This window comes from Paenibacillus sp. GCM10027630, assembly GCF_042676305.1.
GTDB lineage: Bacteria > Bacillota > Bacilli > Paenibacillales > NBRC-103111 > Paenibacillus_S.
In genome coordinates this window covers 97,731-116,280 of sequence record NZ_JBHTGY010000013.1, presented here as the reverse complement: position 1 = coordinate 116,280, position 18,550 = coordinate 97,731, and the positions used below count along the sequence as shown (strand labels likewise).

The following is an 18,550-nucleotide window of genomic DNA, read 5'->3' as shown; positions in this document are numbered from 1 at the left end:
CTCGGCTAGATTCAACCCGGCATGCCGAAGCAGCGCATTTCCATGCGTATACCCGCTTAAATCACCAGCCTCACCAAGTATTCCAGCTAGACTCGTGACGTTGATGCCTCGTATTTCAAGCATCTTCTGAGCATAAGGAATACGTTCAAGAATGAGAAGGACCTCTTGCTCAATCTGTTCAAGCTGGCTCTGCGCCAAGTCATATTCTTGGAGTAATTGCTCAAGGTGAAGTTTGTAAGCATGTAGTGCTTGGGTGGTGCCAACACTGGATTTTGCTAGTGAAATGAGCAAATTGGCGCGCTTAACGCCAGCATGACACTTCACATATTGCTTCCAGCCGCCTAGAATCTGCTCCGTGTTCAAACGACTGATATCTCTCGGTAAAGGGAAGAGTCTGAGTGTTACGATTGCACTGGTACAGGTAAGGATTTGGTTCCATGCCAACCATAACATGGCTCAGTTTGTAGGATTTAAGCAGATCCTGGATCCAGCGCTCGAATAACTTGAACCCCTCACGGTGATTACCGAAGTCAAGAGGAGATCCCAGAGCAATCCCTCGAAAGCTGACAGCGCGGGCGACATGGACTTCCTGGGCGATGTCTACACCAACGACCAGATGATGAACGGTAATGTTTTCTATGAGTTGATTTTGTTTGTCCTGTGCCTTAAACTTCATGATAGAGCGACCTCCTAGATGGGCTTTTTGAGGCTATGACCTCGTGCGTAACCCCATCTTACTGAGGCGCTCGTTTTTGTTCAAACGCCAAATTTTTCGTATTACAGGAATTCTAACGGGCATTGTTCAAACAAATTTACTCGCACCGCAGTGGCTTGTTTCTGGAATTGAAATATTAGCAATAGCTCAAACAAGGCAAGACAAGGCAAGATTATCACTGACTGATTGTGTCAATTATATTGAAGTACACTACAAGTAGGAGGCGAATCAAGTGATCAATAAATCCAATGAAATACCGCTTATGTTCTTTGGCGAACAACAATCTTTCGAGAATTGGCTTGACAACAATCATGACACTTCACCGGGAATCCGGTTGCAAATCGCGAAAAAAAATTCCGGCGTGGTTTCTGTATCCTATGATGAAGCACTTGAAATTACACTGTGTTACGGATGGGTTGACAGCCAGAAGGAAAAGTTGGATGAAAAAACGTGGGTTCAACGATTTACTCCGCGTAAGGCTAGGAGTATCTGGTCGAAAGTGAATAAAGAAAAAGCAGAGCTTCTTATCACAAATGGAAGAATGAAGCCCTCTGGATTCAAAGCGATTGAAGCTGCCAAAAAGAACGGACAATGGGATAAGGCCTATGAATCGCAAAGTATCGCCTCTTTACCTGAGGATTTTGCAATTGAACTGGAGCGTAATGTCAAGGCGAAGGCATTTTATGATACATTGGATAGACAAAATAAATATTCATTCCTTTTCAGAATCCATAATGCCAAGAAGCCAGAAACCCGGGCGAAACGAATTCAACAGTTTGTAACGATACTTGAAAAAGGCGAAAAAATTTATCCCTAATCAATCCTTATCGATTCTGAACTAAAGGGTAACGATAGTTCAATATCTATACCTTAAATTTAAGGGAGGTCACCGGCGGTTCACAGTGATCTACTTTATCTTGCGTCTTTTAATCCTTAGATTCTTGTATTTGAGTGATAGTGGTGCTCGCGGCGACTCCCTCGATGAGGCGCGCGAGAACGCAAAGGACCTAGTTATGATGGAGATCGAGCAAGGCCGGCAAAATCCCGGCGATACAGCGATTGTTGAAACGATTACATTCAGCGTCCCGCTTCAGAAGTAATGTAGCTCCAATCCCCCCGCCCCGGGAGATTGGGGCTTATTTTTTATTCCAACCGTGGGCATCGATCGTTCTATTTTTGTGAGTCTACTGACATCGTAGGAGCTTCTGTGTCATCCTCTTTTGCATATTCCATCATCAATGGAACTGCATCGTATAAGGAAGGGGCAATAAGATCAGCCGCCGCGGATGCGCCTTTGATAACATGTGGCGTTACTCCGTCTGACGGTGGTAACGCAAAGATGCCCTAGGAGTTAAGCTCTCACGAAACTGATGACATGCAAAAAGCCATTTGCTATGTCATTTATTATACGGACGGGATGGCCATGAAGTGGCGGTTTGACCGCGATGATTATTTTTCCACATCAAATGATTATGCTAATATCTGGTTTGCTTGTTTATCAAGCACTCTAAGAATTAAATCGTTATTATTTTCCCAAATAATGATTATATTCAGTTTCATATGGAACAAGGTTAATATTATATGGATGTTAATATCTTAATAAACGGATATTGACTGTAACGACCTTACCCCAATACATTTATCTTTGTAAGTGCTTTCATTATTGCTAAGAAGGGGGGTATGCAATTGCTCGTTATTTGTTATTGACAAAATTGAAAAAATCGATTGCAGAGAGGCTTTACACGAGCAGGCTTTCATTGAAGAAACGTACCTTTATGGTGTTTACAATGCTTGCCGTTTTTTCTCGAACGTGTTTACGTACCAACAGGCAGCCTCAGCTGGTGCACTGCGAAATGAATCACTACCTGGCTGAGTTTTTATTCTTGTGCCGCCAATTCGACAACAGCCATGGTGCCATACCGAAAGAGAACGCTTACAAAATATGAGTGAGGAGAATTTAAACTATGGTACGGCGAAAGATGAAAAAGAAAATCTTAGCAGGCTTATTAAGTGCTGCCATGATAGTCGGAAGTTTGACTGGGGGATTGATAACGGTGTCAGCGGCTGAACAGGAGGCCAACTTAAATGTTAAGAGTCAGGAGGCATTCGTTCCGGAAGCAGGGGACTCGCTTTTAGTGACAGCGAATAAGGACACATCATCGACAGTTACTGTGGCTGAATCGGTCTACGATGGGCTGGCTTTCCCCAGATACGCCTCGTTAGATCCGAATAGCGAGGAAGCAATTACCTTTGACGGCGCTACGGTAAGCTGGAACGGCAAAACCTGGACGCTGGGCGCCAACACAATCTTTTTGGATTGGCGCTTGACGGACGCGCAGCTGGCGGCGAGCAACGGCCACGCTTTCCGCTCCATACAGGATGCCAAATGGGGCACGACGCTTACGATGGGAACACCTGAAACAACCGACGACGTTGTCATCCCCAAGGGCCTTGTAAACGGCACGGAGGCCAGCCGTATGACGATTCTGACGGCCCCCGGCGTTTACTGGGTTGATAACCCGGACGATAATAACATTCGCCCGCTGCGTAACGCGAAGGACCCCGAAACTAATGATACCACTACAATGGGCAACGCCACGCCTATCGGTATGACGCTGACGACGAACTACCTTTATTTCTTCGGATTGAGCAGCGATTACAGCAAAGTGGTATACGCCTCCGCCCGCGGGCAGCAAGCGGGCGCAAACGGAAACTTCACGATGTTTAACCTTACGGGCACAGGCGGCGTGTGGACAGACAACGTCACATTCGCCAACTACACGAACATAGACTTGAACTTCCCGCTTAACAACAAAGCGCAGGCGTGGACAAGCGCGAACCCCACACTTGCCGCCAATATTCTCGGCCTTAAAGACGGCGGATTCAGCCGCCCTATGCGCAGCGAAACGAGGACGCAGGCTCAGCTGTTTATGGGCGCCAACGCTTCGGGCAGAGGCGGCATCTCTGTTAACAGCGCGTTTATGAGCCTCCACAATATGCTGGCCCTCGGCCAAGTCGTAATGATTAATTGCTATATCGTCGCGGGCGGCCATTCGGGCAACCCTTCTATCTATATGAATAGCGAACTGCACTTTTATATGACCCAATTCAACAGCGGCACCCAATTCTATAACAGCGATATCTATGTGGATCCGTTTGAGGTGAGCGTAAACGGCCTTGCCGCGGCGGATACATACATATCCGGGCTTAACGACGCGACTGACGTGAACAACGCGGTTATGGTTGATACGCGGATACATCGCGGCAATACGCTGCTTAACGGAACATCCGCGAACCCTGCGCCGCAAGGCGGTTTCAAAGCCCTGTTCAACTGGGCGGGCAAAGGACCTATGAACCCCGCCAGCCGTAATTACCAATCCAATGTGACGTTTGACGGCGCGCCTTACCTTGTGCAAGAAGCAATAACCCCGGGAGTCGCAATCAATATGACAGGCGACCTGCTTAAGGCGTATAAGCTTGAATCGAACGGTAAAGCTTACTACAACGTAAAAAATATCATAGGCACTACTAACTACACGGCGATTGCCGCTAAAATCGCGGAAGCCGCTTTAGTCGAGAGGAACAGCAACTTAAGGCAAGCTATGTATGATTCGCTTACCGGCGGCACGAACTATAACACAATCGCCACGAACGCTACGCTGACCCGCAGCGGCAGCGGAAACCTGCGTAAAGGCAGCGGCGCAAACGCGACGACCACGCTCACAGCCGCAGTGGCCACCGGGAAAACCAATCCCGGCGACTGGGAATTTTCCGCGTATTCCTATACCCACGAAGCGACGGGCATAAACAAGGCGACGAGCAAATTAATCACGGGCACGGATGTGATATCGCTCCAATCTACCGGCACAAACACAGCCACGGTCACGGCTAACTTAACAGGCGTTACGGACGATGTGAACCTGTATGTTATAGCAAGAAGCCCTTCCCTCGGAATCGCGCGCGGCATACCCCTGACTGTTGAGGCCGAATACCAAGCGACGCCTGTATTGGCTGCGGGGGTAAGTCTGCTTGACCCTGTGAACGGTGTAGCCAAAGTGAATTACACAATAACCGGCTTCACAGGCATGGGCGCGCAAGCGGGATTACTTGATAGAACCGTTGTTGACTGGTTCCGCGTCAACGCAGCCAACCCGGCGGTTAGAACCCCTGTAGCCGTCTCGCGTGACGGCAGCGGCCCCGTGAAGGATTATGCGGTAAACGAAGGCGACATAGGGTATTACTTGCAGGCCGAAATTTCGCCCAAATATAATCACAGCGAAGTCGGCGCCAAAACTACTTTGACTATGACTCGCGTAATCACGGCGGCGGACGTTAAGACCCGTTATTGGACCGACACAATCAAAGACGGCTTTACGGCCACAAGCGGCAAAGAAGTGATATGGTATGATCAGCCGCTTCTTGCCAATATTCCCACAGACAATCAAAATACGGCAATTCCCGGCACGATGATGATGGTGAACGGGTGGAGGAACGACGCGAAAGGCGGCAGCAACAACACCGTCACGTGGAATTTCTCCGGCATTGAACCGAAAGGCGGCGCAAGCGGAAACGCTGGACCCGCTGCAGCCACGTCTCGTTTGTTCTACGTGCCGCCCACCTATAGTGGCAAGTTCGGTGATATGATCGAGGAAGTAGGCCTTGTATCCAGCAAGGGCGGCTCCGGCTTCGGCAGCTCGCCAAGTTTCCTGGATATTTATATCAAAGCCGATACATTGAGCAACCCCGACCCCAACAGTTATATGAGGCAGAACAAAGATAATAGGGCTTATTCACCCGGTATTAAGAACGGGTACGGCTTGCGGATACAGCGCATGGACAATGCAGACGGGATTAGTAAATACGCACTGGCAGGCTCGAACACGGGCGGCGCCGGCGCCGGCACAAACGTGTTCCTTATGAAATTTAATAACGGCGAGGCATACGCCGACCCGGCAAGCTCACTCGGTACAGACTTCGGCACTAAGCTGGATCAAACTATTACCGACCTGCAAACCGGCGTAACTTACCCTAAAGGCCCCAGAGGCGCAATGACCAGTATTTATGATGGTATTGAGGGTATGGTTGACGACGTGCGCATAACGATAAGCATGATTCAAAAACCTGATGATCCGACCAAAGGCATTTTAAAGGCGATCGTCTATGCCAATGACGCGCAAGACGGCGTAACGCTTGGCGGCGAGGCTTATGGCTATATGAGCCACATAAAGCTGGAAGCGGAAGTTGACTGGAACGATTTCGGCGGCTTCGGCACCACATACGCCAGCAGCACCAACGCGCCTACCTCGCTTAACACCGCTAATATCAACTCCGCCATTTATACATCATGGAGGGCAGAGGCGGTTAAGGTAGTTGACGTGACCAACGTGACCAACGTGACCAACAGAAAGTCGAGTCGAAGCAGTGGGGGGAGCGCGACAACACCTGCGACGCCTACAGAACCAACGCCACCGATAGAAACGACGCCAACAGAAGCAGCACCATCGCAACCATCGACGAATCCTAGCACACAGCCGTCTTCTGAAGGTAAAAAATTCACCGATGTGGGCATAAATTATTCATGGGCAAAAGAAGCGATTGAGTTACTGGCTTCAAAGGGGATCATTCAAGGCACATCTGACACCACCTTTGATCCGGATAAAAAAATAACAAGAGCTGATTTTATCACCATGTTGGTTAGAGCGCTTGATATGAAAGCTGAGTTTAGCTCTAATTTCAACGATGTGAGCAGTAGTGATTATTATTACCAGGCTCTAGGTATTGCTAAACAACTTGGTATTGCCAGTGGAGTAGGGGATAACCTCTTTAATCCAAAACAAGAAATCTCCAGACAAGATATGATGGTACTGTGTGCAAGAGCGCTTCAATTATCAGAGAAGTTCAAGCTTACAGGAAATACCTCGGATCTTGCCAGCTATAGCGATAAAGGATCTGTTGCTTCTTACGCTGAAGAAGGTGTGGCTTCCATGGTGCATCAAGGAATTATAGAAGGAAATGGAGCTGGCCTCAATCCTCTCGGAAATGCTACAAGAGCGGAAACAGCGGTAATCATCTTTAGAATCCTTAAGAAATTGTAAAAAAGAAAGTTATAACTGTAAGATTAGTTATGAATAGGTGTTTCCATGGTTATGGAGGCTGTCCCACAAGGTTGGAAGGACCTGGGGCAGCCTCTTTGTCTATTTAAAAGTCTTCTTAAGATGTCCAGCACCTCAAAATATTCGAACTGGAGGTAACGGATGGGAATCGAATGGTAATTATTACAAGCTTGGTAAAAGTGACTGGGAAGCTTAAGGTTTAGTTCGTTAAAGTAACGGATAACGATAGTTCAATATAAAGGGTTCCGCATATTATACATGACTAATATGCGGAACCCTTTATTATGACTGAAATTTATAAATTTAGGTCTTGATAAACTAGGATAATTAAGTAGTAGAATGACGGCATCGCTAAACTAACGGGCAGTTTAACGCAAACAGGGGGTTGTTGTAACTTAGCAGCCGTTCTGTAAGGGTAGTTGAAATAGTTTAGAATTGTGTTGAGGACAGACAGACGTAATATAGTAAGAAGGAAACAAAATTTCCTAAAACAAAGGGAGGCAGGAGAACGTGTCGAACATGGACAAGGAGAACCAGGCTCTGGAGAAAGCGAAAATGGTGTATGAAACAGGCGAGATCATAAGAACCGATATCCTGGCGGGCCTGGATGCCGAGCGACGGTCGCTGGGCGTGCCGTCTGCCAGCGGTGACGTGGTCGTGGATCGCTCCACGGACGGATCGGAGTGCCGGATCGTGTTCGCCAGCCTACCGCCGGAGGAAACCGATAGCCTGATCCGCCGGGAGCTGGATGCCGCCGTCTCCGGCGGCTATAGCCTGGAGTGGAAGCACTACGGTCACGATACGCCAATCGACCTGCCCGAGCGGCTCGTCGCCGCCGGGTTCGAGGCCGAGGATGAGGAGGAAGTGTTGGTCCTGCCATTGGACGAGGCATCGCTGGCTGCCTTCGGTGACGGCGGCGAACACGAGATCAGGATCGTCCGAGAAGAGCGCGACCTGGTGGACTACGCCGAGGTGTCCCGCGAGATTGGCAGGCACAACGTGGAGGAGGAGCGGCGCGCGCTGGCCCTTAAGTTGAAGGAGAATCCGGACGAGATGAGCATCCACATTGCCTACGTTGACGGCGAGCCCGTCGCCTGTGGGCGGGTTTACTTCCGGCCCGGAGGGCCCTACGCCGAACTAGCCGGGGGTCGCACCAAGACCACACACCGGAGACGGGGACTGTTCACCGCGCTGGTCGCCTCGCGGTTGCAGGAAGCCCGTGATCGCGGCCGGACGCACGCCTTCGTCGACGCGCTGCCGACCTCCGCGCCGATCCTGCGCAAGCAGGGCTTCCAGTTCGTGACTCGGACGCAGCCGTTCGTGTTGGAGCAACCGCGGTGAGCGCCGATACTGATTGGGCAGAAAAGAGCGAGATGAAGATAACAAATACATCATTTTTAGAAGATCATCGGAACATGTTTCATCAAAATCAAGACCAGAATTAATTCAAGCAATTGGTGTGGATGGCACAAAAGGATATGTGCGAGCTACAGACTTGGAAACAAAAAGGCCCCAAACACCAGAGGAAGCAATTTCTAAACAACGTAGTATTGCTCCGGGAAGTGTTAAAGAAATTAAGTTATATGATGTGAATGGCGAAAAAGTAATTGGTTCATTCAATATATCTCTAAGGCCAGATGATGTGAAAGAATTTACGAAACCAGCTGATTCGAAAGAATCAACGAAATAAATCATTCATTGATGTAAGCGAGGGAAAGGTGTGAGGATATTTTCTCACACCTTTCCTACAAAATTCGTTCAAAGTCTAGAACTTTATTTTTTTGTTTCAGGATTACTATGTGCTACATTTTTTGGGTCAGTCTAAAACATATTTTTCATAACCTGAAGATTTACAAACGCGAAAACCGCGTTAAATCAACAATAGCGGTCTAACAATATATTTTAATTGGACAATTTTATTTTAATTAATTACATTAAGTGTTGTTCTTAAACATTGAAGGGTCCCGATGATGATTTCGATCTCATCGGGACCCTTTTTATAATGAGAGGTGAAATTTATAGGCAAGCTACAATGGGGATCGTATTAGATAGCATTTTAAATATACATAAAAATATTAAAGCGGATCTCAGTTGGTTAATGACAGGTAGTGAGCAAGATAACGTCCAAATGATCTCATCCTCAACTGAGCAATTAAAAAGAAATCACATTATTTGCGGCGTGATAATATGGAATTAGTGTATCAGTAGCCTGATAGATACATAACCTGATGGAAGAGGTGTTGAACATGCAAGACCGGAATTACACGATGGTGCAAGCAGGTCTGTTCGAGAAGCTGTTAAGCGTTACGGAAGCTCCTTCTAAGGGGAAACTTTTCTTGAAGGAGCCTCTTGGGTTAACCAGTATGGAGGTGTCGCTGAACCAGCTGCCTCCTGGGGGCGAGGTACCTTTCTATCACAAGCACAAAGAAAATGAGGAGTTGTACGTGTTTATTCGCGGTCAGGGGCAGGTTCAAGTTGACAGCGACATTCTCGAGGTGACAGAAGGAAGCTCCGTGCGCATCGCACCGCAAGGTGTGCGTACCCTGCGGAACACGTCCGAGACGGAGGATCTGTGCTTTATTGTCATCCAGGCCAAGGAACACAGCTTGACCCAATGGGTGATGACCGACGGCATTATTCTCGAAGAACCCGTGAAATGGTGATTTGAGCGAAGGGAACGAAGTCATTACCGAGCCGCTGACCTTAGGAACGGCACAAACCAGCTGTAACGGTTTTGCTGAACATGTTAGTACAAAGAACAACTAAACCATTGCCGGCAGAGAATGCTCTAGTTCGGACTGATTGAATCTATATACGTTATATTTTAGGGTTACCCCTTAGGTCGTTGAAGAACGGCTTGAGGGGTAGCCCTGTTTTATGATTCCAAGAAGATGAATAAAAGCTCTGTCTAGAATGATGCTGCATGCGAGGACAGAAAATTATGGTAATATTTATGTTGATAAATAGCAAAGCAATAACCATTCCTTTCCCTAAATATTGAGTATTTGGCTCGATGTGCCGGGGGTGGACGTAAGGGGACATTTTGGTGCTTAATCACTCAGCATTCGGTAAAAGTGTAGGAAGACAAACCATGTTAATACCTTTACTTTAGTAGGTTACAGACCCCATCTTGATGTTTATGAGCAGCGGCGAAAAATATTTTTGAAATTTGTTTGTGGTTATGTCGATTTCCCCGTTTGTGGTTCGTCGTCTTAATAGAAGGCGCGAAGTGTTACAATTGAAGGGGGCATACCTATGTATTCAGTAACTTCAAAAGACGGCACTAAAATCGCTTATGACAAAGTTGGTAAAGGGCGAGCACTTATATTGGTAGCAGGTGCTTTCAGCTATCGAAAATTCCCTGGACAGGTGCAGCTGGCTAATTTGTTGGCGGAGCACTTCATGGTATACAACTACGACCGTCGTGGTCGTGGTAATAGTGGGGACACAAAATCATATGATACAGCGCGTGAGATTGAAGACCTTACGGCAATGATTGACGAAGCGGGTGGATCGGCATATGTTTGGGGGTTGTCTTCTGGCGCGGTTCTTGCCCTACAGGCAGCGGCGAAAGGAGCTAACATTACGAAGCTGGCTCTACATGAACCTCCTTTTGTAGTCAATGCAGCGGATCGCAAGCCTCCTGAAGATTTCGTGCTGCACGTTACGAAGCTTATTGAAGTTAACCGCCGGGCCGAGGCTATCAAGTATTTTATGACTAAAGGTATGGGTGCCCCCTCAATCATTGTGAGCCTGATGCGTATGATGCCTGGTGTGTGGGCTAACCTCATGGCCGTTGCGCATACTCTCCCTTACGATGCGGCATTATTGGATGGCTTTTTGGAAGGAAAACCACTTCCAGCTAAACTCTGGGGCACAGTTATAGTGCCTACGCTGGTGCTTGAGGGCACCGAAAGTCCGACTGCACTACGACATGGCGCCCAGGCTCTGGCAAACGTGCTGCCCAATGCACAGCTGTTGAGTAAAAAGGGACTTGGACATACCAAGAAACTCGATGCAAAACGAATTTCGGCGGAGCTTGCAGCATTTTTTATGAGCAATCCCTAAGTAACTTTTTTGTTAGTCTATCGATTTATATACCATGGATTTGTCGAATACGTAGAAGTGGAGTTGCGGACGCGTTCATATCCATTAAGATTCATTAAAAAATAGGAGGAATACAAATGAGATTTATGATGATTGTGAAGGCTACAGCAGATTCTGAGGCGGGGGTTATGCCCAGTCAAGAGCTTATTAATGCAATGCAGAAATATAACGAGGAATTGGTGAAGGCCGGTGTTTTGCTCGCTGCCGACGGATTGCAGCCGAGCTCAAGCGGACTTCGGATTTCTTATCCGGAACCTGGAGGCAAACCGAAGCTTGTTGACGGGCCGTTCACGGAGGCCAAAGAAATAATTGCCGGTTATACGTTGATTGAGGTCAAATCCAGGGATGAAGCTATTGAATGGGCTCTACGCATGCCTGACCCTCATGGATTTGGTCAAGGGGAAATCGAACTCAGACAAGTATTCGAGATGGAAGACATAATGGTCAATCCCGAAACGCTTGCAAAGGAAGCGGAGCTTCGCAAACAAGTCGAGGAGCAGAAGAAGGCGTGAGTTTGTCCAATACCCATCGAACCATTAATACGATATGGAGAATAGAGTCAGCAAAGCTTATCGCGGGATTAACGAGAATGGTGCGGGATGTCGGTATTGCAGAGGATCTTGCACAAGATGCTTTGGTAATCGCCCTTGAACGGTGGCCGGAGAGCGGAATACCGGACAATCCGGGCGCCTGGTTGATGACGACGGCGAAGCGGCGTGCGATTGACAACATACGCAGAGCGAAGCGGCGCGATCAGAAGTACATAGAGATCGCACAGAGTATGGATTTATATACAGAGGACGACATAAATCAGGTTTTGGATGGGGAGATCAGTGACGATCTCCTTCGTCTGATCTTTATGACTTGTCATCCCGTACTATCGCAGGATGCCAGAGTCGCCTTGACGCTTCGCCTGTTATGCGGGCTCTCGACAGAGGAAATCGCGCGTTCCTTCCTCGCCGTCGAATCCACGATTGCTCAGCGGATTGTCCGTGCCAAGAGAACTCTTAACGCCGAAAAGGTTCCTTTCGAGATACCCGCCGGGGAGGAACTCAAGGACCGTCTGTCTGCGGTACTCGAGGTGATTTACCTTATGTTCAATGAAGGTTATTCAGCAACATCCGGAGCTCAATGGATCCGTCCGCTGCTGTGTCAGGAAGCGCTAAGACTGGGGCGTGTACTTGCCGAGATCGCCCCTCAAGAACCGGAGGTACACGGATTGGTTGCCCTCATGGAGATTCAATCCTCGAGGTTGAAAACAAGGGTGAATTCCAAGGGTGAGCCTATTCTACTCATGGATCAAAACCGGGCGCAATGGGATCATCTGCTAATCCGCCGCGGCTTGGCGGCACTGGAACGCAGCCGTAGGCTTGGAAGACCGCTAGGGCCATACTCGTTGCAGGCCGCGATTTCTGCGTGCCATGCGCAGGCACCCTCTGCAGACGAGACGGATTGGATTCGAATTTCCGCTCTTTACGAAGCGCTTTCGAGAGTATCTCCTTCGCCAATTGTCGAATTGAACCGGGCGGTCGCCATTTCCATGGCATTCGGTCCGGCTTATGGACTCCAGATTATCGACGAGCTGAATGCTGAGCCTGCTTTACAGGGTTATCATCTGCTGCCGAGTGTTCGCGGCGATTTTCTACTAAAGCTAGGGCGTAAGGATGAAGCCTGTATGGAATTTGAACGTGCCGCAGCTATGACCCGGAATAAACGTGAACAGGCGCTTTTGCTAAAACGTGCTGCTGAATGCAAGACTGAACCATTGTAAATTTTATAACCACCTTGTCGATTACTTGGTTTCCCATTCGTTGATTAAGTGAGGGAAGAGTAACGGCAGCCCATCCTGCCGCATGTCTTATTCCCACAAGGGGAGGAACGATAATGCGATTTTTGTTAATTATCAAGGCGACAGGGTATTCGGAGGCTGGAGTAAATCTCAGTCGAGAGCACAACGATGCAATGAAGAGTACAAGCAGCTTCTGGCCAAGAACGGTACGCTCCTTGCTGCAGAGAAGCTTCAGCCAAGCTCAACCGGAGTAAGGATCACGTATCCATCGCTCGGTGGAGAACTTGAAATACAGGCGGGGCCTTTTCCACATCAAGAGCTCATTTCCGAATATACCCTGATTGATGTGAATACGGAGAGTGAGGCACTGAGATGGGCGCTCTGTATGCCGGTTCCGGAAGGCCGGAGCGGGTTCGAAATCGAATTGAGGCGGCTCGAAGAGGAAAGCTCGGATGTTTTACGCGTACCAAGAAACCAGGCTATGGAAGCCGATTTGCAGGACCAGCTCGACATGTTCAATAAGATTGCCAAACCGTAATCTATCCATAAGGGGGAATATAAAATGAACCAAGAAATAACCGAATTTATTGAAGCTATAAAGGAACCTTGGCAGGCTGAACTGTCCGCTCAGCTTCGCGATAGAGTCCATCAGGCCATCCCGGATCCGCAATAGCTTTGCACTTTCACTTGAGGCCCCTTATTTCAATTTTTGGAAGGTAGAGGTATGGATTTGAACGTATGAAAGCAAGTAGGTTTCGATAGGCCTACGGTTCTTCGATTCGGTACAGATAGCCACTCAATGTATAGTATAGGGGGAAGTCTCTCTTGCAAGGGATGAGGATCCATCTAACATGAATCCCCCCTAAATAACGGAAAGTAGCCTTGAAAAATGTGCCATAGGTAATAATTTTTAACAATCTTATAAAGATATTAAACTCTATACCGTCCCGTTTCTACTTATAATGAAAGGGTTTACAGGATTTTGAAGCGGATAGGAAGTGATGAGCAGGTAGACAGTGAGATTATGACCGACGGAAGAATTCACTTTACTAGAAAAGGAGCCCGTATATGAGTGTTAAAGAGCTGAATAAGTATTTTAGAATGTTATGTCTATCAATTGTTTCTATAACTATGGTCTTAAGCGGCGCAATTTCCCCTGCATATGTGTATGCAACGGATACTGTTTTTACTCAAAAAGGTTCTGGCATTTTGGGGTGGCACGCCACACCGTACAGCTCGAGCTTTACCGAAGCGCGCATGAAATCAAATGCTGATTGGCTTGCAGCCAATTTCTTGGATTACGGATATGAATATATAAATGTCGATGGTTGGGTTGGCGATGCTACGAAGCATAACGCAAACGGGTATATTACTCATTATAAGAATGATTGGATGAATGATTGGAAATATTGGGCTGATTATGTGCATTCCAAAGGCTTGAAGTTGGGGATCTATTATAATCCTTCATGGCTTCATCAGGATATTGCCAATGACCCCGCTAATTTGAAGGTTGTAGGCACCAATATTCCTCTTAAAAGCATCATCAGGGATGATCCCAAATATATGCATCAAACGAGATATATGATCGATCCCGACACACCAGGCTCGAAGGAATACGTACAGGGAATGATCAAATATTACATTAGCCTAGGGGTAGATTTGCTTAAAATCGACTTCTTAAGGTATTACGAAAATGCATACGGACATGCGGCTGTGAAACAATTATATGATTGGATGAGGGAAGCCGCGGGCAATGATATCATTTTATATTATGCCAATACCAATAACGTAAATCACGCAGCTGATGAAGTAGTAACAGCCGATTTATTGAGAGCCAGCGAGGACTGGAGGACAGATACTACCCAACCAGGGGTGTGGTATCATACAAGCCTTCGTAATAGAGGCACGACTAGAGCGGATACATGGCCGCCAGCCTATAATCTATTCGACGGTCTCGTTTACTTATCCGATTTATCGGGGCCGGGCAAGGTTGTTCTGGATGGAGACTTTAGCGTAATGAGCTCGGGTGGTACGGATGCAGAAAAGAAAACAAGAATAAGTTTGTTAGCAATGGCTGGAAGCAGCATTTTTATAGGTGATAACTATCAAAATATGGCTAGTAATGATGGCTATTACAAAAATTTAGAAATTATTGATATGAATAAACGGGGTTTTGTAGGAAAACCGTTATCCAGAGATGTGAAGAGCCCATTAAGTCAAATATGGAAAGGTCAACTACCAGACGGTACGTGGGTCGTCGCTTTATTTAACAGGGAGGATACCGCACAAACGAGATCCATCGATTTCGCCAACGATTTGGGGCTTAGCGGCAGCTATCTGGTTAGTGATATGTGGTCTCATTCCATCATCGGAACCAAGACTTCATACAGTGAAAGCATTGAACCCCATGGCGTTAGACTCCTTAAAATATCGAAACTGTCGATGACACCGTATGGTTCGGTATTTTTTGGTTCGCAGCAAGTTACTTTGAACGCTGTTGATCCGCAGGCGGAAATACGTTATACGACAGATGGAAGCGAGCCGAATGCCAGCTCTTCCTTATATACGGGGAGCTTATCACTCAACCAATCCACGACATTGCGAGCAAAAATTATTAGTGGAACCGGGCAAGGCTATGAAGCGCAAGCGAGATTTATGGCTTCTAATTCGGATCCAATTCAGAGCATCGCATCGGGCATTACAAGCTTGACGGCTCCTGCCAAAGGCGCAACGAGTATAACGCTGCCGTCAGTGCCATCCGGATACACGATAAGAATCAAGAGCTCGGATCATACGAATGTCATTTCTACAGCCGGAACAATCACTCCTCCTTCCGCCAATACTACAGTGAATTTGGTACTGGAGGTAGCGCGGACAGCTGACGGTGTTACCAAGGATACCGGCACCATTTCGGTAATCGTACCGGGCACAAGTCAAGATTCAGGTTCATTTATCCTGTTTGAGGAGAAAGATTTTACATTATTAAATCCTTCCAATTTAGCAAAGAAGACCAATAAAGAAACCGCTGCAAGCGGGGGCGAGAATTTACAGATCACTTTTACAGCGCTCAAGGATCAATATGTTGAATTTACTGGAAATGTTCCAGCAGCCGGTACATACGAGGTCGTTTTTGGATATAAGAGAAATGATGCCAGAGGAATCTTTCAGACCTATGTGGATGGAGTGGCACTTGGCGCTCCAGTCGATCAATATGTGGCTACCGCTAATGCAGGCTATTTTTCCACTAGTCTTGGCAAACATACCTTTACTTCAGGAAATCATACTTTTAAATTTGAGATCGTAGGCAAAAACCCGGCAATGACGAAAACCAATGAATTTGTTATTGACTACATTAAATTAATTGCTGAACAAACCATTACGGAAATTCAACCGGTCAATGTCACCACAATACCCACAGTTGCTCCCGTATTGCCTTCAGTCGTAACCGCGGTATACAACGACAGCACTACTAAAGAGGTTCATGTAAAATGGGATAGTATCGCCCCAAGCCAGTATGCATCAGTAGGAAGCTTTACCGTACAGGGAGCCGTCTATAGCACAATGATTCCGGCAGTAGCCAACGTCACGGTAATGGAAGCGGACCCACAGACAATAGCCGATGCAATTACATCGATTCCTGCACCTGCAAAAGACGCCACACATTTGGTTATGCCAGTAGTACCAAAAGGATATACGATAGCAATTCAACAAACGTATGACCCATCCGTCATAGATGCCAATGGTACGATTTACCCGCCTGCTGCGGATACTGCCGTATCGCTGGTGTTTGAGGTAACTCGAACTTCCGACGGAGAGTCGGCAGCTACCGACATCATCGAAGTGATAGTACCGGCGAAAAGCGTAGTCGAGCAGACGGCAGCATCGGTTGCGGCTGGAATTACTTCGATTACAGCACCGGCGAAGGATGCTGGTGTGATAATGCTGCCAACCGTACCGGCAGGCTTTACGATAGCAATCAAAACTTCAAGCAACACAAGCGTTATTGGAACGAATGGGACGATTGTTCCTCCAACCGTACAAACAACAGTGAACCTAGTGTTGGAAGTAACAAGAACATCTGATGGTTCCAAAGCGAGCACTGCAGGAATTGCGGTAATAGTACCGGCCAAAAGTGTAGTCCAACAGACAGCAGCAGGAGTTGCAGCGACAATTACCGAGATTGCGGCACCCGCTAAGGATGTTACTGTGTTAACACTGCCGACGGTGCCCGAAGGCTTTGCTGTAGCTATCAAGACATCCAGCGATACGGGCATTATTGCACTTGATGGAACGATTGTTCCTCCAGTTGCAGATGCAACAGTGAATCTTGTATTGGAAGTAACGAGAACATCTGATAGTTCCAAAGCGAGCACTGCAAGCATTGCTGTGACTGTCGCTGCTAAGACCGTGGAAAGTCAACCTAATGTGCAGCATCGCAGCAATAAGGGCAGCAGTACTAGTTTGCCAGGCACTACTACCACTCCTGCCGCTAATAATGATGAACAACGAATAATCAAGGACGAAGAGCTGAAGCAATCGGTTTCGGATGGTAAAGTATCCATAACGGTTCCTTCTGCTGCCAAAGAAATCGTGCTTCCAGCCAAGATAGCTGATTGGATGGGAACCAATCCCTTGGTGATTCTAAAGGATAAGGTAAGCTTGAACATACCGACTGAGCTGATCCAACAGCTTACAAGTCTAGTACCTGAAGCCAATCGAACTGATGGCAGCATCGTATTGAAGGTTAGTCCGTTATCCGAAGCCGATGCACGAACAGTCATGGGACAAGCACTGAATGTCAGCCCAGCGGAGCTCAAACTTTCCGGGGAAGTATACAATCTGGGCATATCCTATGTGACCAAAGATGGTATAGCAACGAATTTAACCCAATTTAATCAGCCCATGACGATTCGTTTGAAAGTTGACCCTCTACTCAACACGAATTTGGCGGGGATCTACTACATTGCGGACAACGGCAAGATTGAATATGTCGGCGGAGAAGTTGTGAACGGAGAACTGGTCGCCGAAATTCATCATTTCAGTAAATATGCCGTTCTTGAATTTAAAAAGAGCTTTGCTGATGTACCTTCCAACCACTGGGCATTTAGCATTATACAAGAGTTAACGTCGAAGCATATTCTCGACAGCTCAGTGGCAAGCTTCGAGCCGGAGCGTACGGTTACTCGCGCTGAATTTACGGCGATGTTAGTGAGAGCGTTGAAACTGACCACACGCGGAGAGCTAAAGTTTACAGATGTACCTTCTAACGAATGGTATGCAGAACCCATTGCTATTGCGGTTAAATCAGGCATTGTTGCAGGTAAGAGCGAGCATACCTTCGCGCCCAATGCTCAAATTACACGTGAGGAAATGGTAGCGATGATTATGCGTGCCTATGAATCAATCAAGGGCCAACAGCTGGCAGGAGCCCATGTCACTTCGTTTGACGATGATTCGGAAATTGCCGATTGGGCCAAATCCGCTGTGAGAGCAGCCGCGTCGTTTCAATTAGTCAATGGGCGTGTACCGGGCCAATTCGTTCCCAAAGGCGTTTCATCCCGTGCGGAAGCCGCGGCAATTCTGAAAAGAATTTTGAAATAAACGTATAGGGTAATAAAACTATTTTTTTAATGAGTCGGGCATACTTTTTCATAAAACTGAACTAAGTCCATTGTGAGAGGGTGCCTCCTTAAGGGGCGCCTTCTTTCAAAATTATCCTGCAGATCGCATAAACGCTGCCACTATCTATATAAATAAATATGAAATTAAACAATCATATTAAAATATTATACGCCAAATGAACCTGCAAATCCTTATAATAGAACT

11 protein-coding genes and 1 pseudogene are annotated in these 18,550 nt (G+C 47.2%); 11 read left to right on the top strand and 1 reads right to left on the bottom strand.

Annotated elements, in window-relative coordinates:
• Positions 1-676 (bottom strand): annotated as a pseudogene (locus ACFQ0C_RS39115) (transposase); the annotation flags it as partial.
• 271 nt (positions 677-947) lie between these two features.
• Between ACFQ0C_RS39115 and ACFQ0C_RS07610 the strand changes: the two are divergent.
• The 11 genes from ACFQ0C_RS07610 to ACFQ0C_RS07560 all read left to right on the top strand — a co-directional run bounded on the left by ACFQ0C_RS07610 (position 948) and on the right by ACFQ0C_RS07560 (position 18,325).
• Positions 948-1,532, top strand: a complete 585-nt coding sequence (locus ACFQ0C_RS07610) for a YdeI/OmpD-associated family protein (RefSeq protein WP_379365505.1) — start codon at positions 948-950, stop codon at positions 1,530-1,532.
• 85 nt (positions 1,533-1,617) lie between these two features.
• On the top strand, positions 1,618-1,815 hold the full coding sequence (locus ACFQ0C_RS07605; protein ID WP_379365503.1) for a hypothetical protein: 198 nt from the start codon (positions 1,618-1,620) through the stop codon (positions 1,813-1,815).
• 864 nt (positions 1,816-2,679) lie between these two features.
• Complete coding sequence (locus ACFQ0C_RS07600; protein WP_379365501.1) at positions 2,680-6,810, top strand: S-layer homology domain-containing protein; 4,131 nt, start codon at positions 2,680-2,682, stop codon at positions 6,808-6,810.
• A gap of 537 nt (positions 6,811-7,347) precedes the next feature.
• On the top strand, positions 7,348-8,169 hold the full coding sequence (locus ACFQ0C_RS07595; RefSeq protein WP_379365519.1) for a GNAT family N-acetyltransferase: 822 nt from the start codon (positions 7,348-7,350) through the stop codon (positions 8,167-8,169).
• Positions 8,170-8,182: 13 nt separating this feature from the next.
• Positions 8,183-8,518 carry a hypothetical protein gene (locus ACFQ0C_RS07590; RefSeq protein WP_379365499.1) on the top strand — a complete coding sequence of 112 codons (336 nt, stop codon included), beginning with the start codon at positions 8,183-8,185 and terminating at the stop codon, positions 8,516-8,518.
• A 556-nt stretch (positions 8,519-9,074) separates the two neighbouring features.
• Positions 9,075-9,491 carry a cupin domain-containing protein gene (locus ACFQ0C_RS07585; RefSeq protein WP_379365497.1) on the top strand — a complete coding sequence of 139 codons (417 nt, stop codon included), beginning with the start codon at positions 9,075-9,077 and terminating at the stop codon, positions 9,489-9,491.
• A gap of 592 nt (positions 9,492-10,083) precedes the next feature.
• Positions 10,084-10,896: an alpha/beta fold hydrolase gene (locus ACFQ0C_RS07580; RefSeq protein WP_379365495.1), complete on the top strand. Its 813-nt coding sequence runs from the start codon at positions 10,084-10,086 to the stop codon at positions 10,894-10,896.
• Positions 10,897-11,012: 116 nt separating this feature from the next.
• Positions 11,013-11,447 (top strand): YciI family protein, encoded by a 435-nt coding sequence (locus ACFQ0C_RS07575; protein WP_379365493.1) that lies wholly within the window; start codon positions 11,013-11,015, stop codon positions 11,445-11,447.
• Positions 11,444-12,706 carry an RNA polymerase sigma factor gene (locus ACFQ0C_RS07570; RefSeq protein ID WP_379365491.1) on the top strand — a complete coding sequence of 421 codons (1,263 nt, stop codon included), beginning with the start codon at positions 11,444-11,446 and terminating at the stop codon, positions 12,704-12,706. Before ACFQ0C_RS07575 ends, ACFQ0C_RS07570 begins: the two co-directional genes overlap by 4 nt.
• Before the next feature lie 82 nt (positions 12,707-12,788).
• A complete protein-coding gene (locus ACFQ0C_RS07565; RefSeq protein ID WP_379365489.1) occupies positions 12,789-13,262 on the top strand; it encodes a YciI family protein in 474 nt (157 codons plus the stop codon).
• Positions 13,263-13,792: 530 nt separating this feature from the next.
• Positions 13,793-18,325, top strand: a complete 4,533-nt coding sequence (locus ACFQ0C_RS07560) for an S-layer homology domain-containing protein (RefSeq protein WP_379365487.1) — start codon at positions 13,793-13,795, stop codon at positions 18,323-18,325.
• Positions 18,326-18,550: the final 225 nt, after the last annotated feature.

Bases quoted from the DNA above. Each gene is read 5' to 3' on its own strand.
- ACFQ0C_RS07585 (WP_379365497.1), top strand. From the start codon at position 9,075: ATGCAAGACCGGAATTACACGATGGTGCAAGCAGGTCTGTTCGAGAAG.
- ACFQ0C_RS07575 (WP_379365493.1), top strand. From the start codon at position 11,013: ATGAGATTTATGATGATTGTGAAGGCTACAGCAGATTCTGAGGCGGGG.
- ACFQ0C_RS07600 (WP_379365501.1), top strand. From the start codon at position 2,680: ATGGTACGGCGAAAGATGAAAAAGAAAATCTTAGCAGGCTTATTAAGT.
- ACFQ0C_RS07565 (WP_379365489.1), top strand. From the start codon at position 12,789: ATGTCTTATTCCCACAAGGGGAGGAACGATAATGCGATTTTTGTTAAT.
- ACFQ0C_RS07560 (WP_379365487.1), top strand. From the start codon at position 13,793: ATGAGTGTTAAAGAGCTGAATAAGTATTTTAGAATGTTATGTCTATCA.
- ACFQ0C_RS07595 (WP_379365519.1), top strand. From the start codon at position 7,348: ATGGACAAGGAGAACCAGGCTCTGGAGAAAGCGAAAATGGTGTATGAA.
- ACFQ0C_RS07580 (WP_379365495.1), top strand. From the start codon at position 10,084: ATGTATTCAGTAACTTCAAAAGACGGCACTAAAATCGCTTATGACAAA.